At 60.7% G+C, this 15,286-nt stretch carries 14 protein-coding genes; 7 read left to right on the forward strand and 7 right to left on the reverse strand.

Annotated features, from left to right (window positions below; all coding sequences use genetic code 11):
- Positions 1–4: 4 nt before the first annotated feature.
- Positions 5–1,309 (forward strand): NAD-dependent dihydropyrimidine dehydrogenase subunit PreA, encoded by a 1,305-nt coding sequence (gene preA, locus ACW9UO_RS08780; protein ID WP_457085442.1) that lies wholly within the window; start codon positions 5–7, stop codon positions 1,307–1,309.
- Between the two features lie 72 nt (positions 1,310–1,381).
- Here preA and ACW9UO_RS08785 read toward each other — a convergent pair whose 3' ends face one another.
- Complete coding sequence (locus tag ACW9UO_RS08785; protein WP_457085443.1) at positions 1,382–2,023, reverse strand: TetR family transcriptional regulator C-terminal domain-containing protein; 642 nt, start codon at positions 2,021–2,023, stop codon at positions 1,382–1,384.
- Positions 2,024–2,168: 145 nt separating this feature from the next.
- Here ACW9UO_RS08785 and ACW9UO_RS08790 point away from each other — a divergent pair, with 145 nt between their 5' ends.
- The 6 genes from ACW9UO_RS08790 to ACW9UO_RS08815 all read left to right on the forward strand — a co-directional run bounded on the left by ACW9UO_RS08790 (position 2,169) and on the right by ACW9UO_RS08815 (position 8,705).
- On the forward strand, positions 2,169–3,419 hold the full coding sequence (locus tag ACW9UO_RS08790; RefSeq protein WP_457085444.1) for a Zn-dependent hydrolase: 1,251 nt from the start codon (positions 2,169–2,171) through the stop codon (positions 3,417–3,419).
- A gap of 121 nt (positions 3,420–3,540) precedes the next feature.
- Positions 3,541–4,995: a dihydropyrimidinase gene (gene hydA, locus ACW9UO_RS08795; protein WP_457085445.1), complete on the forward strand. Its 1,455-nt coding sequence runs from the start codon at positions 3,541–3,543 to the stop codon at positions 4,993–4,995.
- Between the two features lie 34 nt (positions 4,996–5,029).
- Positions 5,030–5,845, forward strand: coding sequence for an ABC transporter ATP-binding protein (locus ACW9UO_RS08800; protein WP_457085446.1), 816 nt, complete (start codon positions 5,030–5,032; stop codon positions 5,843–5,845).
- Positions 5,842–6,816, forward strand: coding sequence for an ABC transporter permease (locus tag ACW9UO_RS08805; protein ID WP_457085447.1), 975 nt, complete (start codon positions 5,842–5,844; stop codon positions 6,814–6,816). The genes ACW9UO_RS08800 and ACW9UO_RS08805 overlap by 4 nt, the downstream gene beginning before the upstream one ends.
- Complete coding sequence (locus ACW9UO_RS08810) at positions 6,813–7,658, forward strand: ABC transporter permease (RefSeq protein WP_457085448.1); 846 nt, start codon at positions 6,813–6,815, stop codon at positions 7,656–7,658. The genes ACW9UO_RS08805 and ACW9UO_RS08810 overlap by 4 nt, the downstream gene beginning before the upstream one ends.
- A gap of 60 nt (positions 7,659–7,718) precedes the next feature.
- On the forward strand, positions 7,719–8,705 hold the full coding sequence (locus tag ACW9UO_RS08815) for an ABC transporter substrate-binding protein (RefSeq protein WP_457085449.1): 987 nt from the start codon (positions 7,719–7,721) through the stop codon (positions 8,703–8,705).
- 46 nt (positions 8,706–8,751) lie between these two features.
- On the opposite strand, the gene glpK is transcribed toward ACW9UO_RS08815, so the two are convergent.
- From glpK to ACW9UO_RS08845, 6 genes are all read right to left on the reverse strand, one after another.
- A complete protein-coding gene (glpK, locus tag ACW9UO_RS08820) occupies positions 8,752–10,236 on the reverse strand; it encodes a glycerol kinase GlpK (RefSeq protein ID WP_457085450.1) in 1,485 nt (494 codons plus the stop codon).
- A 109-nt stretch (positions 10,237–10,345) separates the two neighbouring features.
- Positions 10,346–12,067 carry an ABC transporter substrate-binding protein gene (locus tag ACW9UO_RS08825; protein WP_457085451.1) on the reverse strand — a complete coding sequence of 574 codons (1,722 nt, stop codon included), beginning with the start codon at positions 12,065–12,067 and terminating at the stop codon, positions 10,346–10,348.
- Between the two features lie 93 nt (positions 12,068–12,160).
- Positions 12,161–12,433, reverse strand: coding sequence for a DUF2160 domain-containing protein (locus tag ACW9UO_RS08830; protein WP_457085452.1), 273 nt, complete (start codon positions 12,431–12,433; stop codon positions 12,161–12,163).
- 23 nt (positions 12,434–12,456) lie between these two features.
- The gene (locus ACW9UO_RS08835) at positions 12,457–13,308 is read right to left on the reverse strand and encodes a carbohydrate ABC transporter permease (protein WP_457085453.1); all 852 of its coding nucleotides are present in this window, start codon (positions 13,306–13,308) and stop codon (positions 12,457–12,459) included.
- Between the two features lie 3 nt (positions 13,309–13,311).
- Positions 13,312–14,181 (reverse strand): carbohydrate ABC transporter permease, encoded by an 870-nt coding sequence (locus ACW9UO_RS08840; protein ID WP_457085454.1) that lies wholly within the window; start codon positions 14,179–14,181, stop codon positions 13,312–13,314.
- Positions 14,181–15,284, reverse strand: a complete 1,104-nt coding sequence (locus tag ACW9UO_RS08845) for an ABC transporter ATP-binding protein (protein ID WP_457085455.1) — start codon at positions 15,282–15,284, stop codon at positions 14,181–14,183. The genes ACW9UO_RS08840 and ACW9UO_RS08845 overlap by 1 nt, the downstream gene beginning before the upstream one ends.
- Positions 15,285–15,286 lie beyond the last annotated feature (2 nt).

Genomic DNA, 15,286 nt, shown 5'->3' on the forward strand with positions numbered 1-15,286 from the left:
AGACATGGCTGACCTGACAACAGATTTTCTGGGCATCAAAAGCCCCAACCCCTTCTGGCTTGCCTCCGCCCCGCCCACCGACAAGGAATACAACGTTCGCCGCGCGTTCGAGGCCGGCTGGGGCGGCGTGGTGTGGAAAACGCTGGGCGAAGCCGGCCCGCCCGTCGTCAACGTCAATGGTCCGCGCTACGGCGCAATTCACGGCGCGGACCGGCGGCTTTTGGGCCTCAACAACATCGAACTGATCACCGACCGCCCGCTTGAGGTGAACCTTGAAGAAATGGCGCGGGTCAAGGCCGACTATCCGGATCGCGCGCTGATCGCCTCGCTGATGGTGCCCTGCGAAGAGGCCGCGTGGAAAGCCATCCTGCCCCGCGTGGCCGAGACCGGCGCCGACGGCATCGAGCTGAACTTTGGCTGCCCGCATGGGATGAGCGAACGCGGCATGGGCAGCGCCGTGGGCCAAGTGCCGGAATACATCGAGATGGTCACGCGGTGGTGCAAGGAAAACTATGATCGCCCGGTGATCGTGAAACTGACGCCCAACATCACCGACATCTGCAAACCCGCAACAGCGGCCCACAACGGCGGCGCGGATGCGGTCAGCCTGATCAACACGATCAACTCGATCACCTCGGTCGACCTCGATATTTTCGCCCCCGAGCCGACGATCGACGGCAAAGGCAGCCACGGCGGCTATTGCGGCCCGGCGGTCAAACCGATTGCCCTGTCGATGGTATCGGAAATCGCCCGCAACCCGGTGACGCGCGGAATGCCGATTTCGGGCATTGGCGGCGTTACCACATGGCGCGATGCGGCAGAATTTATCGCGCTGGGCTGTGGCACGGTGCAGGTCTGTACCGCCGCGATGACCTATGGCTTTAAGATCGTCGATGAGCTGACCCGTGGGCTGGCGCAATATATGGACGAAAAGGGCTATGCCACCATCGAGGATTTCCGCGGCCGCGCCGTGCCCAACGTCTCGGATTGGAAAAACCTCAACCTCAACTACGTCACCAAAGCGCGGATTGATCAGGACGCCTGCATCAAATGTGGCCGCTGTTATGCCGCCTGCGAAGACACCTCGCATCAGGCGATCACCATGAGCGCCGACCGGGTGTTTGATGTGGATGACAGCGAATGCGTGGCCTGCAACCTCTGCCTTGATGTCTGTCCGGTTGAGGATTGCATCACGATGGAGCGCCTCGCCCCCGGCACCACCGATCCGCGCACCGGACGGGTGGTTTCAGCCGAGCATGCGGATTGGACCAGCCACCCCAACAACCCGATGGCGCAGGCGGCGGAATAGGCGCTGAAAGCAGCGCGAGTTTGGCCGAAGGGCCTCAGGAAAAGCGCGCGATGCCCTATGCTGGTGTGATCTTCAGACCGGCGTCAACATCCGGCGGAACAGCGTATCAAGATGCTGTTCCGCACCGGGAAACGGGTCTTCTCCACCATTCACCGCCCGCACCTGAACGTCGAAGTCGGCGTAGTGCTGTGTCAGCGCCCAGACCGAAAACATCAGATGTTCGGGGTCGACCGGGGCGATGCGGCCCGCTTTGACCCAGCCCTCAATCGTCTTCGCCGTCTGGGCGACAAGCGATTTCAGATCCTCCTCGAGATAGGGCAGAATCCGTGGCGCGCCTTGCAGGATCTCATTGGCGAAAATCCGGCTTTCGCGCGGGTAATCCCGCGCCAATTGCAGCTTGCGCTGGACGTATTCGAGGATCTCCTCCAACGGCTCCCCGCCGTGGTCGAGCTCTTTGAGCGGATCCAGCCAAGTGTCGAGCAACTGGTGCAGCAAAGCACTGTGAACCGCCTCTTTTGACGGAAAATAATACAGCAGGTTCGGCTTGCTCAATCCCGCCTCAGAGGCGATCTGGTCTAGCGTGGCACCGCGAAAGCCGTTGCTGGAAAACACCTCTAGCGCGGCTTCGAGAATGGCCTCGCGGTTGCGTTTCTGAATCCGGGTGCGGGGCGGGTTGGCGGGGCCGGATTGCTCTTGCGCTGATCTTTTCGTCACTGCCCAACTTCCTTTGCCAAAATTTCATGCGATTGCACCGATCCTCGGCACCGCTCTTGACTGACCACTCCCCCGTGGTAGCGTGACTTTGACCGATTGGTCAAATCATGAAGTGGCGGCACGCACCACAACGACCGGGGGTACCATGAACGCACCATCTGCAAACCTGACGATTAACGGCGACCGACTGTGGGATACGCTCATGGAGATGGCCAAGATCGGCCCCGGCGTCGCGGGCGGCAACAATCGCCAGACGCTGACCGACGAAGACGCCGAAGGCCGCGCGCTGTTTCAGCGCTGGTGCGAAGAGGCGGGATGCACGATGGGCCTTGATCAGATGGGCAACATGTTTGCCCGCCGCGAAGGCACCGACCCCGAGGCTCTGCCGGTTTATGTTGGCAGCCACCTCGACACCCAGCCGACCGGCGGCAAATATGACGGGGTGCTCGGCGTGCTCGGCGGGCTAGAGATCATCCGCACGCTGAACGACCTTGGCATCCAGACCAAACACCCGATCGTTGTCACCAACTGGACCAACGAAGAAGGCACGCGGTATGCGCCCGCCATGCTGGCCTCGGGCGTGTTTGCCGGGGTGCATACGCAGGATTGGGCCTACGGGCGCGAAGATCATGAGGGCAAAGCCTTTGGCGACGAGCTGAAACGCATCGGCTGGCGGGGCGAAGAAGAGGTCGGCGCGCGCAAGATGCATGCGTTCTTTGAACTGCACATCGAGCAGGGGCCGATTTTGGAGGCCGAGGGCAAGGACATCGGCGTTGTCACCCACGGTCAGGGCCTGTCCTGGACGCAAGTCACGGTGACGGGCAAGGACGCGCACACCGGGTCAACCCCGATGCCGATGCGCAAGAACGCCGGGTTGGGCATGGCGCGCATCCTTGACAAGGTCGACGAGATTGCCTGGTCGCACAAACCCCATGCTGTGGGCGCAGCGGGGCATATCGAGGTCTTCCCAAATTCGCGCAATGTGATCCCCGGTAAGGTGGTGTTCACCGTCGATTTCCGCTCGCCCACCCTCGCGGTGATCGAGGATATGGAGGCGCGGCTCAAGACCGAGGCGCAGAAGATTTGCGACGACATGGGGCTTGAGGTGGCATTCGAGAAGGTCGGCGGGTTTGATCCGGTGGAATTTGACGAGACCTGTGTCACCGCCGTGCGCAGCGCAGCCGAGCGGTTGGGCTATTCTCACCGTGACCTGATCTCTGGCGCGGGGCATGATGCCTGCTGGATCAATCAAGTGGCCCCGACGGCGATGGTGATGTGCCCTTGCGTCGACGGGCTGTCGCACAACGAAGCGGAAGAGATTTCCAAGGACTGGGCCAAAGCGGGGGCAGATGTGCTGTTTCACGCCGTGGTCGAGACTGCGGGGATTGTCGTCTGATTGCACACACCGGACCGGGGGCCAGCCCCCGGACCCCCGGGATATTTTCGAGCCAGAGAAATACTGGACCTGACATAACAAAGGCGCAGACACATGCGCCGACGCAACGGGAGAAAGAGCGATGAGCAAGGTCATCAAGAATGGCACCATCGTCACGCATGACATGAGCTATAAGGCCGATGTCCGGGTTGAGGGCGGCAAGATCACCGAGATCGGGCCTGACCTCAGCGGCGGTGAAACGCTGGATGCGACGGGCTGTTACGTCATGCCCGGCGGGATTGACCCGCATACCCATCTTGAGATGCCGTTCATGGGCACCTATTCCACCGATGATTTCGAGAGCGGCACCCGCGCCGCTTTGGCCGGCGGCACAACGATGGTGGTCGACTTCGCGCTGCCGGCACCCGGTCAGGGCCTGCATGATGCGCTTCAGATGTGGCACAACAAATCGACACGTGCGAATTGCGATTATTCCTTTCACATGGCGGTCACCTGGTGGGGGCAGCAGGTGTTTGACGAGATGCAGAGTGTGATCGAGAAGGAGGGCATCACCACCTTCAAGCACTTCATGGCCTACAAAGGCGCGCTGATGGTCAATGATGACGAGATGTACGCCAGCTTTAAACGCCTGTCCGAACTGGGCGGCACCGCGATGGTGCATGCCGAGAACGGCGATGTGGTGGCGGAATTGCAGGCCAAGCTCTTGGCCGAGGGCAACACCGGCCCCGAGGCGCATGCCTATTCGCGGCCTGCGCAGGTTGAGGGTGAGGCCACCAACCGCGCGATCATGATTGCCGATATGGCTGGGGTGCCGCTTTACGTCGTGCACACCTCTTGCGAGGACAGCCACGAGGCCATCCGCCGCGCCCGCCAACAAGGCAAGCGGGTCTGGGGCGAGCCGCTGATCCAGCACCTGACGCTGGACGAAAGCGAGTATTTCAACACCGATTGGGACCATGCCGCGCGCCGCGTGATGTCACCGCCGTTCCGCAACAAGAAGCATCAGGACAGCCTTTGGGCCGGCCTGCAATCCGGCTCTCTGTCAGTTGTGGCCACCGATCACTGCGCCTTTACCACCGAGCAGAAACGCACCGGTTTGGGCGATTTCACCAAGATCCCCAATGGCACCGGCGGGCTGGAGGATCGGATGCCGATGCTCTGGACCCACGGCGTGGCGACCGGGCGGCTGACGCCCGAGGAGTTCGTTGCCGTCACCTCGACCAACATCGCCAAGATCCTCAATTGCTATCCTCGCAAAGGGGCCATTCAGGTGGGGTCGGACGCTGATATCGTTGTATGGGACCCCGAGAAGGGCAAGACCATCGCAGCCGACAGCCAGCAAAGCGCGATTGATTACAACGTGTTCGAAGGCCAAAAGGTAAAGGGGCTGCCGCGCTTTACCCTGACCCGCGGCAAAGTCGCGGTGATGGACGGCGAAGTGCGCACCGAGGAAGGCCACGGCGAATTTGTCCGCCGCGAACCCAACACCACGGTCAACAAGGCGTTGTCGACGTGGAAGGAACTGACCTCGCCGCGACCGGTCGAGCGCTCCGGCATTCCGGCGTCGGGGGTGTGATGACAGGGTATCAAGCAACCGAAGTGCGCGCCGCATGAGTATGACCGACGTTGATCTGGCAACCGGTGCGACAACAGCCGCGCCCGTGATCTCCGCCAAGCACCTCGATCTGACTTTTGAGACCGCCGACAGCCCGGTGCATGCCTTGAAGGACGTGAGCCTTGATGTGCCGCCCGGCTCTTTCGTCAGTTTCATCGGCCCGTCAGGCTGTGGCAAAACCACCTTGCTGCGCTGTATCGCCGGGCTTGAAACGCCGACGGGTGGCGATTTGACCGTCAATGGCATGAGCGCCGATGCGGCGCGGCAAGCGCGGGCCTATGGCTATGTGTTTCAGGCGGCAGGGCTGTATCCATGGCGCAGCATTGGCGGCAACATTCGCCTTCCGCTGGAGATCATGGGGTTTTCCAAAGCCGAACAACGCGAACGTGTGTCGCGGGTGTTGGAATTGGTCGAGCTCTCGGGGTTTGAGAAGAAGTTCCCTTGGCAGCTCTCGGGCGGGATGCAACAGCGGGCCTCCATCGCCCGCGCGCTGGCATTTGATGCCGAGATCCTGCTGATGGACGAACCCTTTGGCGCGCTGGATGAGATCGTGCGCGACCGGCTGAACGAAGAGGTTTTGCGTCTTTGGGACCGGACCAAGAAGACGATTTGTTTCGTTACCCATTCGATCCCCGAGGCGGTGTATCTGTCGACGCATATCGTAGTGATGTCGCCGCGTCCGGGGCGGATCACCGATGTGATCGAAAGCCCCCTGCCCCGCGAGCGCCCGCTTGATATCCGCGACACGCCAGAGTTCATCGAGATCGCGCACCGGGTGCGCGAAGGGCTGCGCGCGGGGTACGGCGAATGACGGCGGCGTCGGAAAGCGCACCGCGCCGCAGGATGCCGCCGGTGCTGGCCATGGTGCTGGTGGTGCTGGGCATCTGGTACCTCGCTGTGGTGCCGATGAATGTGCAAGACGTGCTGACCCGCGCCGAACGTGCCGGGGCCACCATCGCACCGGAAACCGCCGTGGCGCGCCGCGATATGGGCAGTTGGGCGCTGGTGGCAGGTAACCTTGGACAACTTGGCGAAAGCTGGAGCCTTGATCGCCCGCGCCTGCCGGCGCCGCATCAGGTGGCGGTAGAGCTCTACCGCTCGACCATCGACGAAGAGCTGAACGGACGCCGCGGCATCGTGAAATCCGGCAGCCTGTCAAACCGCTCGCTGATCTATCACGGCGGCATCACCCTAAGCGCGACGTTCTTGGGCTTTGTCATCGGCACGGCGCTGGGCGTTGCGCTGGCGGTGGGCATCGTGCACAGCCGCGTCATGGACATGTCGATCATGCCTTGGGCCATCGTCAGCCAGACCATCCCGATTGTCGCGCTTGCGCCGATGATCATCGTGGTGCTCTATTCCATCGGCATCCAGGGGCTGATCCCCAAGGCGGTGATCTCGGCCTATCTGTCGTTCTTTCCGGTGGTGGTTGGCATGGTGAAAGGGTTGCGCTCGCCCGACATGATGCAGCTTGACCTGATGCGGACCTACAACGCCAGCGCCTTTACTGTGCTCACCAAACTGCGGCTTCCGGCCTCGGTGCCCTACCTATTTGCCTCGCTCAAGATCGCCATTGCCGCCAGTTTGGTGGGCGCGATTGTTGGCGAATTGCCGGTGCAAAAAGGCGGGCTTGGCGCGCGGATGCTGGCGGGCAGCTACTATGGCCAAACCTCGCAGGTCTGGGCCGCGCTACTGATGGCGGCGGCGCTGGCGGCGGTGCTGGTCTGGCTTGCGGGCTGGCTCGAACGGCGCACCCTGCGCGCGATGGGGGGCATGCCATGAGCCTTGTGATACTGGCGCTGGTGATCTGGGCGGGCGGCTTTGCGCTTAACCTGTGGCTGGCGCGGGGGCCAAAGTCGCAGACCCGTGCGGCGCGGCTCGCGGTGCCACTGATCTTTGGCGCGACGGTGCTGATCATGTGGGAGCTGATCGTGCGTGGCACGCAGGTGCCGCAGGTGATCCTGCCGCCGCCAAGCGTGATTGCGGCGACCTTTGTGGCCAATGCCGGGATGCTTTGGGGCGACTTTACCCAGACCATTCTGAAGGGCGCTTTGGGCGGCTATATCATCGGCTGCGGCGCGGCGTTTGCGACCGCGCTTTTGGTGGACCGCTACGATTACCTGCGGCGCGGGCTGCTGCCGCTGGGCAATTTCATGGCTGCCCTACCCATCGTCGGCACCGCGCCGATCCTCGTGATGTGGTTTGGCTTTGGCTGGCAATCCAAGGCGGCGGTTGTCGTGCTGATGGTCTATTTCCCGATGCTGGTGAACACCGTCGCGGGCCTGTCAGAGACCTCGGCGATGCAGCGCGACTTGATGCGCACCTATGCCGCCTCTTGGGGCGTGACCTTGGTCAAACTGCGCCTGCCCGCCGCGATGCCATTTATTTTCAACGGCTTGAAAGTCACCACAACGCTGGCGCTGATCGGCGCCATCGTGGCCGAGTTCTTTGGCTCCCCGACCCAAGGCCTTGGCTTTCGGATTTCGACCTCGATCGGGCAGCTTGATCTGGGTCTTGTCTGGTCGGCCATTCTTGTCGCCGCGATCACCGGTTCCCTCGCCTATGGGCTGGCGTCGCTGATCGAGAAGTGGCTTACTTTCTGGCACCCGTCGCAACGAAGCTGACACTTAAATTAAAAACGAAACAAAAAATCCAACACAAAAAGTTCAACAAGGAGACGACCCATGAAAAAGATTATAATGACCGCCGCGCTTGGCACCACGATGCTCAGTTCGGCCGCCTTGGCCGAAGAGGTCAACCTGCAGCTCAAATGGGTGACGCAGGCGCAGTTCGCCGGCTATTACGTGGCGCTGGAAAACGGCTATTACGAAGAAGCCGGGCTTGAAGTTAACGTCATGCCAGGCGGGCCGGACATTGCACCCACACAGGTGATCGCGGGCGGCGGGGCCGATGTGATTGTTGAGTGGATGCCCGCCGCGCTGGCGGCACGCGAAAACGGCTTGCCGTTGGTCAATATTGCGCAGCCGTTCAAATCCTCGGGCATGATGCTGACCTGCTGGGGCGATGTCGGGATCGAGGGGCCGGAAACGCTGGTAAACCGCACGCTCGGCGTTTGGTTCTTTGGCAACGAATACCCCTTCCTCAGCTGGATGTCGCATCTGGGCATTGGAACCGATGGCAAGGGCGAAGGCAGCGTTGAGGTTCTGAAACAAGGGTTTAACGTCGATCCGCTGCTGCAACGGCAGGCCGATTGCATCTCGACCATGACCTATAACGAATACGGTCAGGTGATCGACAGCGGCGTTGCGCCCGAGGAACTGGTGACCTTCAAATACGAAGATCAGGGCGTCGCCACCTTGGAAGATGGGCTCTATGTGATGGAGGAAAACCTCGACGATCCGGCGTTTGTGGCCAAGATGGAGAAATTCGTCGCCGCCTCGATGAAAGGCTGGAAATGGGCCGAGGAAAACCCCGAAGAGGCGGCGATGATCGTGCTCGACTATGACGAAACCGGCGCGCAGACAGAGGCGCACCAGATCCGCATGATGGGCGAAGTGGCCAAGCTGACTTCTGGCTCAAACGGCGCGCTGGATGCGGCGGATTATGAGCGCACGGTTGCGACGCTGCTGGCGGGCGGCTCGGACCCGGTGATCACGATGGAGCCCGAAGGCGCGTTCACCACTGCCATCACTGACAAAGCGCTGCAATAAAATACGCGGGGCGGCACGGATACTCTCCGATGCCGCCCCGGTTTGATCAAACGCGCATAGTGGCGTCCACCGCGCGTTTCCACCCGGCGTATTTGTCGGCACGTGTGTCCTCGGCCATGTCAGGCGTGAACTCACGGTCGAGCGCCCATTGCTTGGCAAATTCGTCCTGCGAGGGGAACACGCCTTCGCGTTGACCGGCCAGCCAAGCGGCACCGAGCGCCGTGGTTTCCAGCACCTTAGGCCGGTCCACCCGCGCGCCGATGATGTCCGACAGGAACTGCATCGCAAAGTTCGACGCGCTCATGCCGCCATCGACCCGCAGAACAGCATCGCCTGCCCCGCCCATGTCGGCCTGCATCGCTTCGAGCAGATCGCGGGTCTGGAAGCCGACGCTTTCAAGCGCGGCGCGGGCAAATTCCGCAGGGCCGGAATTGCGCGTCAGGCCATAGATCGCCCCGCGGCAATCAGCGTTCCAATACGGCGCGCCCAGCCCGGTGAAGGCCGGCACCAGTATCAGCCCCTGCGTGGTGTCGGCCCGTTCAGCGAGACCTTGGGTCTCTTTGGCATCGCGGATGATTTGCAGCCCGTCGCGCAGCCATTGCACCACGGCCCCGGCAATAAAGATCGAGCCTTCAAGCGCATAAGTTGGTTTGCCATCAAGCTGATAGGCGATGGTAGTGAGCAGACGATTGGTGGATTTCACCGGCGTGTCGCCCGTGTTGAGCAGCGCAAAGCAGCCGGTGCCATAGGTCGATTTCAACATGCCCGGCTCAAAGCAGGCTTGGCCCACGGTGGCGGCCTGCTGATCGCCTGCAATGCCGCGAATCGGGATCGGGCGGCCAAACAGATCCGGCCGGGTTTCGCCAAAATCAGCGGCGCAATCGCGCACCTCGGGCAGCATCGACATCGGGATGTTCAGCCGCTTACAGATCGTGGCAGACCAGCGGCCCTTGCGAATATCATACAGCATGGTGCGGGCGGCGTTGGTGGCGTCGGTCAGATGCTCTTTGCCGCCGGTCAGGTTCCAGACCAGCCAGCTGTCGACAGTGCCAAACACCAATTCGCCTGCCTCGGCCCTTTGCCGCACGCCGTCAACATTATCGAGAATCCAAGCCAGCTTGGTGCCCGAAAAATAGGGATCGAGCAGAAGCCCGGTGCGGTCGGTGACGGTCTCTTCAAACCCTTCGGACTTGAGGGTTCGGCAGAATTCTGAGGTGCGCCGGTCCTGCCAGACGATGGCATTGTAAACCGCTTTGCCGGTCTTGCGATCCCAGACAACGGTGGTTTCACGCTGGTTGGTGATGCCGATAGCGGCAATGTCGCCTGCGCCCAATCCGGCCTTCTCAATCGCGGCGCGACAGGTGGCGGCGGTGGTGGACCAAAGCTCTGCGGGATCATGTTCGACCCAGCCACTGGCCGGGAAATGCTGGGCAAACTCTTCTTGCGCAGAAGAGGTGATGGCAAGCGATTGATCGAACAGCATGGCGCGGGTCGATGTCGTGCCCTGATCGATTGCGAGAATATGGGTCATGTCCGCCTCTTCTGGATAAGCGAATGCACGAGACGCGTCTCGGCGGGGATCGTGAAATATGGGGAAAAGGCGGCCGAGGCCCCGAAGGGCCCCGACCTGGGAGGAAGGCTTACTGCCAGGACTTGATCAGCTCGTCATAAGCGATCGTCTTTGGCTCTTCGTCTTCGTTCTGAAGCTTGGCGTAGGGCGCACCGTCTTGGCTCAGCCAATGCTGCGGGTCCATCACTTCGTTCATCTTCGGACCGATATCGCCTTGGATACCAGCACGTTCCAGACGTTCCATCACGCGTTCCTGATCGGCGCACAGGCCATCAAGCGCTTCTTGCGGGGTCTTCGCACCGGACATTGCGTCGCCGATGTTCTGCCACCACAGTTGGGCCAGCTTGGGGTAATCAGGTACGTTGGTGCCGGTGGGCGACCATGCGGTCCGCGCCGGCGAGCGATAGAACTCGACCAGACCGCCAAGCTTGTTCGCGCGCTCGGAGAAGCTGTCGTGCTGGATCGTCGACTCGCGGATAAAGGTCAGGCCAACATGGGCTTTCTTCACGTCCACGGTTTTCGATGTCACGAACTGGGCATAGAGCCACGCGGCCTTGGCACGGTCGACCGGGGTCGATTTCATCAGCGTCCAGGAACCCACGTCCTGATAGCCGACTTTCTGGCCATCTTTCCAGTAAACGCCATGCGGCGACGGCGCCATACGCCATTTCGGCGTGCCGTCCTCGTTCATCACCGGCAGGTCAGGCTCGACCGTTGCGGCGGTAAACGCGGTGTACCAGAACATCTGCTGTGCGACATTGCCCTGCGCCGGGATCGGGCCGGCCTCGGAGAAGGTCATGCCAGCCGCCGCTGGGGGCGAGTACTTGTTGAGCCATTCGATGGCTTTGGTCACGGCATAAACAGCCGCAGGCGCGTTGGTGGCACCGCCACGCGCAACACAAGAGCCGGTGGGCTGCGAGTTTTCATTCACCCGGATGCCCCATTCATCGACCGGCAGGCCGTTGGGTTCACCCACATCGCCCATGCCAGCCATCGACATCCATGCGTCGGTGTAGCGCCAGCCCAAGCTCGGGTCTTTCTTGCCGTAGTCCATATTGCCGAACACGTCGCCATCGACGCCCATGTGGCTCAGGTCACGACCGGTAAAGAACTCGGCGATGTCTTCGTAAGCGGCCCAGTTGACCGGAACGCCAAGATCGTAGCCAAAGGCTTCTTTGAAGTCGGCTTTGTTCTTGTCGTCGTTGAACCAGTCGTGGCGGAACCAGTACAGGTTCGCGAACTGCTGGTCGGGCAGCTGGTAGAGCTTGCCATCGGGCGCGGTGGTGAACTCTGTGCCGATGAAATCGTCGAGGTCGAGACCGGGGTTGGTCACGTCCGCGCCTTCGCCGGCCATCCAGTCGGTCAGGTTACGCGCCTGCTGATAGCGCCAGTGGGTGCCAATCAGGTCCGAGTCGTTGATGTAGGCGTCATAGATGTTCTCGCCCGATTGCATCTGGGTCTGAAGCTTTTCGACAACGTCGCCTTCGCCGATCAAGTCATGGGTGATCTTGATGCCGGTGATGGCGGTGAACGCGGGTGCCAGGACCTGCGATTCATATTCGTGGGTGGTGATGGTTTCCGACACCACCTTGATTTCCATGCCGGACATCGGTGCCGCGGCATCGATGAACCACTGCATTTCGGCTTCCTGATCGGCGCGGCTTAGCGCAGACATGTCCCCGATTTCGCTGTCCAGAAAGGCAGATGCCGCTTCCATGTCCGCAAAAGCGGCACTTCCAAGCAAGGACAGTGCCATTGCCAGCGAAGTTGTTGATCTCAACGTCAAGTTCATATTGATCCTCCCAATTGTAGGAACTTGGTTGCTACGATGGCGGCGCCCGTTTGGTTTCTCAGGCCCTTTGGGGCGTCGCCGTTTTGCCTGCGTTTACACCCAGCGGAACACCGCTGCGGCGTAAATCAGGCAGACGATCAGCGCAAAAGGTTGGGATGCGCCGACCAATCCAAGCCAGGCCAGATTGATAAAGGCCGAGCCGAGAAGCGTGATGAAGAGCCTGTCGCCCCTCGTTGTTTCGATCCTGAGGACGCCGGTGCGCGGCGTCTCAGGGAATTTGATCGCCAGGATCGTGAAGGTGATCAGCAGGCTTGCAATCACCATAAAGAAGATCGCTGTCGGCCAGGTCCATGCCATCCATTCCATTGGATTTCCTCCCTAATTCAGGCTTACACGCGACCCAGGGCAAAGCCCTTGGCGATGTAGTTGCGGACAAAGTAGATCACCAGCGCACCCGGCACGATGGTCAGGATCCCGGCAGCGGCCAACACCCCCCAGTCGATTCCGGCGGCCCCTTGGGTTCGGGTCATGATGGCGGCAATCGGCTTGGCGTCAACCGTTGTAAGTGTGCGTGACAGCAGCAGCTCAACCCATGAGAACATAAAGCAGAAGAACGCTGCAACCCCGATGCCCGACGCGATCAGCGGCATGAAGATCTTGATAAAGAACTTCCCAAAGCCATAGCCGTCGATATACGCCGTTTCGTCGATCTCTTTCGGCACGCCGCGCATAAAGCCCTCGAGGATCCAGACCGCCAGCGGCACGTTGAACAGCGTGTGCGCCAAGGCCACCGCGATATGCGTGTCGAACAGGCCGACCGAGCTGTAGAGTTGAAAGAACGGCAACGCGAACACGGCGGGCGGGGCCATACGGTTGGTCAGCAGCCAGAAGAACAGGTGCTTGTCGCCCATGAAGTGATAGCGCGAGAAGGCATAAGCCGCAGGCAGCGCCACCACGAGGCTGATCACCGTATTGATCGTGACGTAGATGATCGAGTTGATATAGCCCATGTACCACGCCGGATCGGTCAGGATCGTTTCATAGTTGGCCAAGGTGAAATTGCTCGGCCAGAGAGAGAACGAATTGAGGATCTCGGTGTTGGTTTTGAGGCTCATGTTCAGCAGCCAGTAGATCGGCAAAAGCATGAACAAAAGGTAAAGCGTCATCACCACCACGCTGCCTTTTATCTTGGGCAGGCTGAAGGAGCGGCTCGACGTTTGGGTTGCAGTTGTATCGGCCATCGATCAGCCCTCCCGTTTTTCGAGGTTGGTCATCACGGTGTAAAACACCCAAGACACCAGCAGGATCACCAGGAAATACATCAGCGAGAAGGCCGCCGCTGGTCCCAGATCGAATTGTCCCAGCGCCATTTTGACAAGGTCGATGGACAACAGGGTTGTGGCGTTGCCGGGGCCACCGCCGGTGACAACAAACGGCTCGGTATAGATCATGAAGCTGTCCATAAAGCGCAGCAGGATCGCGATCATCAGAACCCCCATCATCTTGGGCAACTCAATGAAACGGAACACTTTCCAGCGGCTAGCTTGGTCGATCTTGGCCGCCTGATAATAGGCGTCGGGGATCGATTTCAGCCCGGCAAAGGCCAGCAAAGCCACCAGCGAGGTCCAGTGCCAGACGTCCATCACGATGATGGTGATCCAGGCGGCGACCGTGTCTTGGGTGTAGTTGTACGAGATGCCCAGCGCGTCCAGCGTATAGCCCAAGAGGCCAATATCGACGCGGCCAAAGATCTGCCAGATGGTGCCGACCACGTTCCAAGGAATAAGCAGCGGCAGCGACATCAGCACGAGGCAGAACGACGACCAGAACCCGCCCTTGGGCATGTTGAGCGCGACGAAAATGCCCAGCGGCACTTCGATGGCCAGAATGATCGCCGAGAACATCAGCTGACGGCCCAGCGCATCCCACATCCGTTCCGAGGCAAGCATTTCCTCGAACCACTCAAGGCCGGCCCAGAAAAACTGGTTGTTGCCGAACGTGTCCTGCACCGAGTAATTGACCACGGTCATCAGCGGAATAACCGCCGAAAACGCGACCAGCAAAAGCACTGGCAGAACCAGGAACCATGCCTTTTGGTTGACTGTCTTTTCCATTACGCGGCCTCCCCCGCCGGTTTGGCCTGCGCACCCGAGGGGGCGACCCGCCAATCGTTCGCATAGACATTGACGTGATCCGCATCAAAGGTAACGCGGTTCATATCGGCGCTGATCGCGTCGTCTTCGTCGGCTATGATGTTGATCTCCTGACCAAAGAACTCAGCCCGTACTAATTTGTGACGACCCACATCCTCGACCCGTCGCACGGTGACCGGAAGGCCCTCGGTGCGGCTCAGGCGGGCGAACTCCGGGCGCACGCCGATTTCGACCTTGCCGTTCAGACCGGTGTAACCACTGTTCAGCACCATCTGCGCCCCGTCGAAATGCGCGATGTTGCCCTCGACCTTGGCGGGAATGACATTCATCCCCGGCGAGCCGATGAAATAGCCGACAAACGTGTGCTCCGGCGTCTGGAACAGCTCTTCCGGCGTGCCGATCTGAACCACGCGACCGTCATACATCACCACAACCTTGTCAGCGAAAGTCAGCGCCTCGGTCTGGTCGTGGGTCACGTAAATCATCGTGTGGCCGAAATCGTGGTGCAGCTTTTTCAACTGCGTCCGCAGCTCCCACTTCATATGCGGGTCGATCACCGTCAGCGGCTCATCAAACAGCAGCGCATTCACGTCCTTGCGCACCATCCCCCGACCGAGAGAGATCTTTTGCTTGGCGTCGGCGGTCAGCCCCTGTGCCTTGCTTTTGAGCATGTGCTCCATGCCGATCATTGCGCCGATTTCCTGAACGCGTTGCGCGACATAGGCCTCGTCCTGGCCGCGGTTGCGCAGCGGAAACGCCAGATTGTCTTGCACCGTCATCGTGTCGTAGACGACCGGAAACTGGAACACCTGCGCAATGTTGCGCTCGGCTGTCGGCGCGTTGGTCACATCCTGTCCATTGAACAGAATGCGGCCCTGAGAGGGGCGCAACAGGCCGGAAATAATGTTAAGCAGCGTGGACTTGCCGCAACCGGACGAACCGAGCAGCGCATAAGCCTCGCCATCCGCCCAGTCGTGGTTCAGTTCCTTCAGCGCGTAATCATCCTCAGTCTGCGGTTTGGGCAGATAGGAATGCGCGAGATTGTCGAGCGTGATCTTTGCCATAG

The sequence above is a fragment of the Marinovum sedimenti genome, from assembly GCF_054052205.1.

Coding starts and splice junctions, on each gene's coding strand:
- preA (WP_457085442.1), top strand. CDS start 5: ATGGCTGACCTGACAACAGATTTTCTGGGCATCAAAAGCCCCAACCCC.
- ACW9UO_RS08790 (WP_457085444.1), top strand. CDS start 2,169: ATGAACGCACCATCTGCAAACCTGACGATTAACGGCGACCGACTGTGG.
- hydA (WP_457085445.1), top strand. CDS start 3,541: ATGAGCAAGGTCATCAAGAATGGCACCATCGTCACGCATGACATGAGC.
- ACW9UO_RS08800 (WP_457085446.1), top strand. CDS start 5,030: ATGAGTATGACCGACGTTGATCTGGCAACCGGTGCGACAACAGCCGCG.
- ACW9UO_RS08805 (WP_457085447.1), top strand. CDS start 5,842: ATGACGGCGGCGTCGGAAAGCGCACCGCGCCGCAGGATGCCGCCGGTG.
- ACW9UO_RS08810 (WP_457085448.1), top strand. CDS start 6,813: ATGAGCCTTGTGATACTGGCGCTGGTGATCTGGGCGGGCGGCTTTGCG.
- ACW9UO_RS08815 (WP_457085449.1), top strand. CDS start 7,719: ATGAAAAAGATTATAATGACCGCCGCGCTTGGCACCACGATGCTCAGT.
- glpK (WP_457085450.1), bottom strand. CDS start 10,236: ATGACCCATATTCTCGCAATCGATCAGGGCACGACATCGACCCGCGCC.
- ACW9UO_RS08825 (WP_457085451.1), bottom strand. CDS start 12,067: ATGAACTTGACGTTGAGATCAACAACTTCGCTGGCAATGGCACTGTCC.
- ACW9UO_RS08830 (WP_457085452.1), bottom strand. CDS start 12,433: ATGGAATGGATGGCATGGACCTGGCCGACAGCGATCTTCTTTATGGTG.
- ACW9UO_RS08835 (WP_457085453.1), bottom strand. CDS start 13,308: ATGGCCGATACAACTGCAACCCAAACGTCGAGCCGCTCCTTCAGCCTG.
- ACW9UO_RS08840 (WP_457085454.1), bottom strand. CDS start 14,181: ATGGAAAAGACAGTCAACCAAAAGGCATGGTTCCTGGTTCTGCCAGTG.
- ACW9UO_RS08845 (WP_457085455.1), bottom strand. CDS start 15,284: ATGGCAAAGATCACGCTCGACAATCTCGCGCATTCCTATCTGCCCAAA.